At 46.7% G+C, this 6,909-nt stretch carries 7 protein-coding genes; 6 read left to right on the plus strand and 1 reads right to left on the minus strand.

Annotation, left to right across the window (positions count from 1 at the left end):
* Window positions 1-4 precede the first annotated feature (4 nt).
* Window positions 5-883 (plus strand): glutathione synthase, encoded by an 879-nt coding sequence (gshB, locus tag RMO84_RS02920; protein ID WP_310486957.1) that lies wholly within the window; start codon window positions 5-7, stop codon window positions 881-883.
* A 7-nt stretch (window positions 884-890) separates the two neighbouring features.
* Here the strand turns inward: gshB and RMO84_RS02925 are convergent, their stop codons facing one another.
* Complete coding sequence (locus tag RMO84_RS02925; RefSeq protein ID WP_310486951.1) at window positions 891-2,864, minus strand: polysaccharide biosynthesis tyrosine autokinase; 1,974 nt, start codon at window positions 2,862-2,864, stop codon at window positions 891-893.
* Between the two features lie 356 nt (window positions 2,865-3,220).
* On the opposite strand from RMO84_RS02925, the gene RMO84_RS02930 reads away from it, so the two are divergent.
* From RMO84_RS02930 to RMO84_RS02950, 5 genes are all read left to right on the plus strand, one after another.
* Window positions 3,221-3,808, plus strand: a complete 588-nt coding sequence (locus RMO84_RS02930; protein WP_310486952.1) for an L-threonylcarbamoyladenylate synthase — start codon at window positions 3,221-3,223, stop codon at window positions 3,806-3,808.
* 205 nt (window positions 3,809-4,013) lie between these two features.
* On the plus strand, window positions 4,014-4,250 hold the full coding sequence (gene rpmB / locus RMO84_RS02935) for a 50S ribosomal protein L28 (RefSeq protein ID WP_310486953.1): 237 nt from the start codon (window positions 4,014-4,016) through the stop codon (window positions 4,248-4,250).
* A 41-nt stretch (window positions 4,251-4,291) separates the two neighbouring features.
* Window positions 4,292-4,909 carry a hypothetical protein gene (locus tag RMO84_RS02940; RefSeq protein WP_310486954.1) on the plus strand — a complete coding sequence of 206 codons (618 nt, stop codon included), beginning with the start codon at window positions 4,292-4,294 and terminating at the stop codon, window positions 4,907-4,909.
* Window positions 4,887-5,375 (plus strand): prepilin-type N-terminal cleavage/methylation domain-containing protein, encoded by a 489-nt coding sequence (locus RMO84_RS02945; RefSeq protein WP_310486955.1) that lies wholly within the window; start codon window positions 4,887-4,889, stop codon window positions 5,373-5,375. The genes RMO84_RS02940 and RMO84_RS02945 overlap by 23 nt, the downstream gene beginning before the upstream one ends.
* Before the next feature lie 58 nt (window positions 5,376-5,433).
* On the plus strand, window positions 5,434-6,744 hold the full coding sequence (locus tag RMO84_RS02950) for a hypothetical protein (protein ID WP_310486956.1): 1,311 nt from the start codon (window positions 5,434-5,436) through the stop codon (window positions 6,742-6,744).
* Window positions 6,745-6,909 lie beyond the last annotated feature (165 nt).

Raw genomic sequence — 6,909 nt, forward strand, 5'->3', positions numbered from 1 at the left:
TCGACTGGGGCATCAGGTCTGGATTACCCAAGCCGAAAAGTTAAGTGTCGTTGCGGGTCGCGCCTGGGGGTTTCTACAGTCGGTCAAACTTACTCCCGTACAGCTTCAGGATGGGCGCTGGGTGGCGCAGCAAGACTGGTATCAGCTCGGAGATGTAGTATTTACCCCATTGGACGAAATGGATGCCGTATTCATGCGGACAGACCCACCTGTGGATGTGCCATATCTGTATACGACTTATATCCTCGACTGTCTCGATCCTGCCAAAACGCTAGTAGTCAATAGTCCGGCGGGTTTGCGAGCGGCGAATGAAAAAATGTTCGCTTTGCAATTTGCTCATTGGATGACCGATACGATCGTCTCGCGCGATAAAGAGGTGATTCGGCAGTTTGTGGAAACCCACGGGGCGGCAGTCCTCAAGCCGTTGGGTGGTAAGGGTGGCGAAGGAATTTTATTCTTGACTCCAGACGATCGCAATTTCAATTCCCTGATCGAAGTCAGCACGGGACGCGATCGCGAGCCGCTGATGATTCAAAAGTTTCTGCCTGCTGCCAAGGATGGCGATAAGCGGATTATTTTACTCGATGGGAAGCCGTTAGGGGCGGTGAATCGGATTCCGACTGGCAAAGAGTTTCGCGGCAATATGGCTGTCGGCGGGCGCAGCGCACAGGTGGATATTACCGATCGAGAGTACCAAATGTGTGCCGAAATTGCGCCCAAGCTCCAAGCGGCTGGCTTATATTTTGTCGGTATCGATGTCATCGGTGGGTATCTGACTGAGGTGAATGTGACCAGTCCCACCGGCATTCGCGAGATCGATCGATTAAATAATGTCAATTTAGGTCAGCAAGTCATCGAGTGGCTGGCAACTCGTTCTAAATAGACCGATGCTAATCATTGAGATCGATCGTTAAGATCCCATCGTTCATCTGTCCGAGATTCATCGCATTTGGCGATACTAGTAATGGGGGCATATCGACGATCGCAAAATCATATGACTGCGAAACTTCTTGAACGAGTAACTTCATTTGCTCGGAGTCAAAACTAAATAGCGATGTTGGCAGCGTGATGCCCGCAGTTAATACATTTAAGTTGTCCATCACTGGCCAAGCCACTTTTTGAAATTGAGCCGTACCTGCTAATAGCTCGCTCAAGCCTTTATTTAAAGGTAAATTCCAGACTTGATGCTGATAGGGATTGCGGATATCGGCATCGACTAATAGCACTCGTTGACCCAGTCCAGCGATCGCGGCTGCCAAATTAGCCGCTTTCTGAGATTTTTCTTCATTGGGTACCGTACTAGTAATGGCGATCGTTTTGAGGACTTTTTTTGAGTTGGCAAATTTCAAGTTAAATTGAATTATTTGCGACATTTCTGTGGCCAGAGACTGGCGCAACTCACTCACTACAGCTTCTAATTGAGTTTGCTGGAGGCTACTATTATCGCTAAAGTAACCAGAGTTGGGGTCTGGGATCGGGCCTAGCAATCGATGTCTGAAGATCTTGCTAACATCCTCGGGACGAGCTGCTGGTTTAGCTATCATTTCTAAATAGGCGATCGCACTCGTCGCCAAAAAAGCTCCACCTAATACGCTTAAGCCTCCAATTAGATACTTAATGTTATTCTCTGCTCGATCGGGTACGCTAGCTTTGTCAACGATTCGCGCATTTGATGCTTTATTATTTTTTGCTAGCTCTAATTCCTGAACCTTCTTTAAGAGATTCTGATATGTAGATTTAGATACTTCTAATTGCCGTTCTAATTGGTTTTGGGTTTGTACCAATTGGGGCATCACTCGCACTCTTTTTTTATATGCACTCAGGGCGTTTTGGAGCGAACTGACTTTATCGAGTGCGCCAGTACGTTTCACTTCTGATTGCAGTAATTCCTTAATGAGATTTTGCTTGGTATCGCTAACTTGTAATGCTCCGGCGGGTAATTCGGTAGCACTACCAGTCGCACTCAGAATTTGCTGCTTCAATAGAGCGGTTAACTTAACTTTCTTCTCTTCTAGTCCGATCACGATCGGATTATTGTTAGAAAAACGACTATTTTCGATCGCAAGTTGGCGTTCTAAGTCTTGAATTTGAGCGAGAATTCCTTGGATTGCTGGCGATTGGCTCGTCGCACTAAAAGTCATTGCATCCTGAGAATTCAAACTAATTTTTTGGTGCAGTTCTTGATTTTGGGCAGTGAGTTCGGCTAGTTGCGATTTTGCCGTCGTAATTTCAGATTCAAGATTGGCAATCTTGCTCACTGCTGTTTTGGATTCTTCGGCTAAGTCTACCACCTGATTTTGCTGTTTGAATTTACGGATGGCGATCTCGGCTTGTGTGAGCGATCTGCGGGTTTGGGGCAACTGTCGTGCCATAAACTGACTAACGTTTTCTGCCTCGGCACGAGTGACAGCAATATCATTTTCGATGTAGATCTGCATGATCGTGTTTACCACTTTCGCAGCTAACTGCGGATCGTTATCTTTATAACTTACTTGTAAAATATCGGCACCACCAATCAATTTAATTGCTAGTTTCGATTGGAGGCCGACCACTGTTAGCGGTTTACCATCTTTGTTTTTGAGCTGCAATCGATCGATTGTCTGCTGTAACAAGGAGCGAGCAGACATAACTTCGATTTGCGTTGACAGCGGATTTTGGGTCGAGACTAGGGGTTTTAAGTCTCCAGATTCGCCACCTTCGATATTGCTTGGGGTTAGATTAGCTCCGACTATTTTATAAGTGGAGTTTTTGAAGAGTAATCTGCCATCAGCTTGATAAGATGGTTTGAGGATAGATGCTGCGAATATTCCGGTTGCAACTGTAGCTGCAAAAATAATCAGTGCTGGCTTCCATCGCCTTTTCACGATCGACAGATAATCAATAAAGTTTAAGTCAATAGATTCTGGCGATTTTGGCAAGCTCTGCATGTAATCTACTCTAAAAATCTCATCAATCCAACATTATAACAATTGCATTTGATTGACTAAATCCGTCAAACTGCCGACCGACACATCAACTAAATGTTAAAAATATAGCCAACCGCAATGATATGATACGTAGCTACTTAGAGATCGCCCCGATCTCGATATCTTCAAGAGACAGATATCATCTCAAAGCATAAAAATATCGAATGGCATCACCAATCTAGAATTACGTTCGGACGATTGTTAAAATTAGATCGATCTTCTTTATATTCATCTGTGCCCCAGATCTACATCCCGTGCCGATAGTTCCGATCGATCGCGCGATCGTCGCCGCCTGCCAAGGTCGAGCGATCGCTTTTCCCACCGATACGGTGCCAGCCTTAGCCACCCGCCCTATCGATGCCGAAGTCATCTTCGATCTCAAACAACGCAGTCACGACAAACCACTGATTTTAATGGTGAGCGATGTTGCCGAGCTGTGGCAATTTACCAAGGGTACCGATCGAGAATTAGCCATCTGGCAGTCAGTTGCCGCGCGTTATTTACCTGGCGCGGTGACGCTGGTACTGCCAGCCACCGATCTGATTCCAGCGGTGATGAATCCCCTCGGTACTCAGACGATTGGGCTGCGCGTCCCTGCTGGAGAGATCGCGAGATCGATCCTCCAGGCGACGGGTGCTTTGGCGACGACGAGTGCCAATTTATCGGGACAGCCACCGTTACTGACGATGTCGGCGATTAGCGATGCTTTTCCTGAGGTATTCGCACTCCAGCTAGCCGCAGATCTCCCATCAGCGGGACAACCATCGACAGTCATCGCATGGCAGCAAACGGGCTGGAAATTACTTAGACAAGGGGCAGTCGATGTGAGCGATTTAGACTAAAATTGGTCTTTGCTGCGAGCAACTTGCGCTCAATTGCTGATTGTGGTGTTCTATGATACCGAGCTAGGATTAACATCATCCGGCGTACATCTGTAGTCAGTTGGCCAACACCAGTAAATTTTCAGTTCCGTGCGCGTCTAAAAATTAGCTACAATGGGATGCTGTGTCGCGATCTTGCGAACGGTATTCAAGTAGGAGGTTTATTATGTCTCGCGTATGTCAACTGACCGGGAAAAGAGCAAACAATGGGATGGCAGTCTCTCACGCTCACAACCGTACTAAAAAGCTACAGCAAGTTAACTTGCAGTGGAAACGAGTATGGTGGGCTGAAGGCAATCGTTTCGTCCGTTTGAAGCTTTCAACAAAAGCAATCAAAACCCTCGAAATTAAAAGTTTGGCAAAAATGGCGAAGGAAGCAGGTGTGAACCTCAACAAATTCTAGCAATCTAGATCCCCCGCTGGGGGTATCTGGCTGCCAATTTCATGCATACCAACCAGCCCCAGCGATTTTCATTTTTTTGGCACGATCGATTTATAAGCCGATCGAGAATCGATCGAATAGATGCTAGCACCGACCGCATTCAAGCTCAGACAGGTGGATTTACCATGTCTGAGGTGTTACTGGCGATTTTAATAACGACGATTTTTGTGGCGGTAGCCTTGCAAGGCATGGTCGTCGCGATGTTACTCAAGTCCAAAACCTTGCACATGGCGGAAGCCGACAGGTGGGTACAAGCAGACTTAGAAACAATTCGATCTCAAATCGCGATCGGCCAACTGCCGTTTACCGTCAATCGGTTGCGATGTCATCCCACGAGCAGCGATCTGGGATTTGCGGACTTGGTGCGGGACACTATTGCTGGCGGCAATGTCACTGGTACCGCCGATTATCCACTAGCAGCTTTAGTTGCCACCAGTCGTACGGGCAAAACTTTTCAAATCGCCCGCACGCTAAGCATTCCAATTACTCCCGAAAATCCCGAAGCTAAAATTTTGGGAATTCAATATACAGTCACGCCCACGAGTGGGGGCAATTTGGAGCAGCCAATCTCGCACAGCTATACGGAGGTGATGGCAGATGCTGCGCTCCAGTGCCAGTAAGGTTGGCGGCTTTACTTTAGCCGAATCGTTAATTGTCGTCGCGATCGTCGGGATTTTGGTCGCGATCGCATTTCCGAGCCTGAAAGCAGCGATCGATCGAGCTAATCTGACGCAAGCCACAGATATGGTAGTCGGCAGCCTCCAACAAGCCCAACGCGAGGCCATGCGCCGCGATCGGGGTTGTACTTTGACATTAGATAAAGTCGCTCGCAAAATTGTCGGCGATCGCGGGTGTTTGTTAGATGGCGATCGCTATTTACCAGCAGCGATCTCGATCGAGTATACCGGAGCTGACGGTGAAATTCAGTATGGAATTCGCGGCAATACCACTACTAATAAAACCGTAATTTTATCAATTAGAGACAGCCCTAAAAATACACGTTGTCTCACTGTTTCTGCTCCACTCGGCATCATTCGTTTGGGTACTTACAATGCGATCGCTGATACTTGTCGCAAGCTGAGCTAATTGCAGTAATTTAGGCATTCAAGATTGGGATGCAACTGTTTATTTATTCGTAAAATTGATGATACCAAAATTTTCGATCGTGGGCAGCAAGCGAGATCGCCATCAAGCGGGATTTGCGATGCCGCTCGCGCTAGGTATGGGTTTAATGATGATAATTATTGCAGCTAGCCTAATCGGGCGTTCGCAGAGCGATCGAGTAACAACTGTTTCTCAACGCGAGCTAAATCGTGCCTTGAGCGTTTCCGAAGCTGGTGCAATTAGATTTCAATCATTTCTCGATCGCCACAAATTACTGGCAACAAAAAACCTTTCCCAATGGCGCATCACACTCGATAGTTTACCAATAGTCCAATCGAGCTGTCGATCGATCGACATCCTTGCTGCCAAGCAACAAGCTAACTTATTTCAAACCAGTACTTGGATCGCCCTCGATAGTGGTGACGCTCGTAAAGGTCGATATCGAGTTGTCGATTATCAGTATCAAAATGGGGCGGGTAAATTGACTATTACCGCCGAAATGAGTGCTTATAATAATCCTCAAAATGTCTCCAAACATAGTTTAGTCGTAGAGATCCCAGTTGGTAGCGAATCAGCCGGTATTACACCGCCAGCATTGTGGGCAAATACCTTCAATCTCAGCCCCACGCAACCAATTACCGGACAAATTCGGGGGGTAACTTGTCCGCAGTTAGCAAACATAGATGTCGATGGCATTACTGGTGTCGATGCCACGAATATCGCCCCGATTGCTGGCGTACCTAGCGGCCAAATTATTGCCGATCTATTTACACCAATTCCGGCTCCCAAGGTTGCGCCTACTAACGCCATCCCATTACCCGCAATTACCAGTTCCATTCAATTGCCGCGCGTCGGGTTTGGAGATGTACCAGATGCCAATCGGGAATACCATTATTTAGTGGATATCGATCATCCTAGCTCTGGATATTCAATTAAATTACAAGATCTCGATCGAATTGTTATCAATGTCGCTGCTAATGAAAAAGTTAATCTTTATCTCAAGGGCAATATCGATTTAGCTGGCAGTCAAACTATCAATGTCAATGCCACTCATCCCAATCTCCGGCTCTATGGTAGTGCCCAAACTGTCAAATTGATTGTCAAAGATAACGCCGCCATTACAGCCTTCATTCACGCCCCATTAGCCAATGCCGAGAGTGTCCATGCTCTCACTCCCAATCCCAATCCCCAGATTACTGGTGCTGTCTGGGTGAATAGTTGGAACTCAATGACTAGTCAAAATCAATTACCAATTTTCCAAGCCGGAACTTGGACAGATTTTGGGATTTCCAAATTAGAACAACCTCCCCAACTCAGCCCGATTAGCTATTGGCAACGAGTCGAAAATTAGCTGAAGATCGATCGCTATCTAAGAGGGTGTTTGAAAAGTATAGATTAACACTTGCAAACCCTAGAGAATCCCCCCTAGCCCCCCTTAAAAAGCTACCGTGTATACACAAGTCTGTCGGACTTCGTTTTGAGATCTGAATCCCCCCTAACCCCCCTTAAAAAGGGG

It is taken from the genome of Chamaesiphon sp. VAR_69_metabat_338 (assembly GCF_031423935.1).
Classification (GTDB): domain Bacteria; phylum Cyanobacteriota; class Cyanobacteriia; order Cyanobacteriales; family Chamaesiphonaceae; genus Chamaesiphon.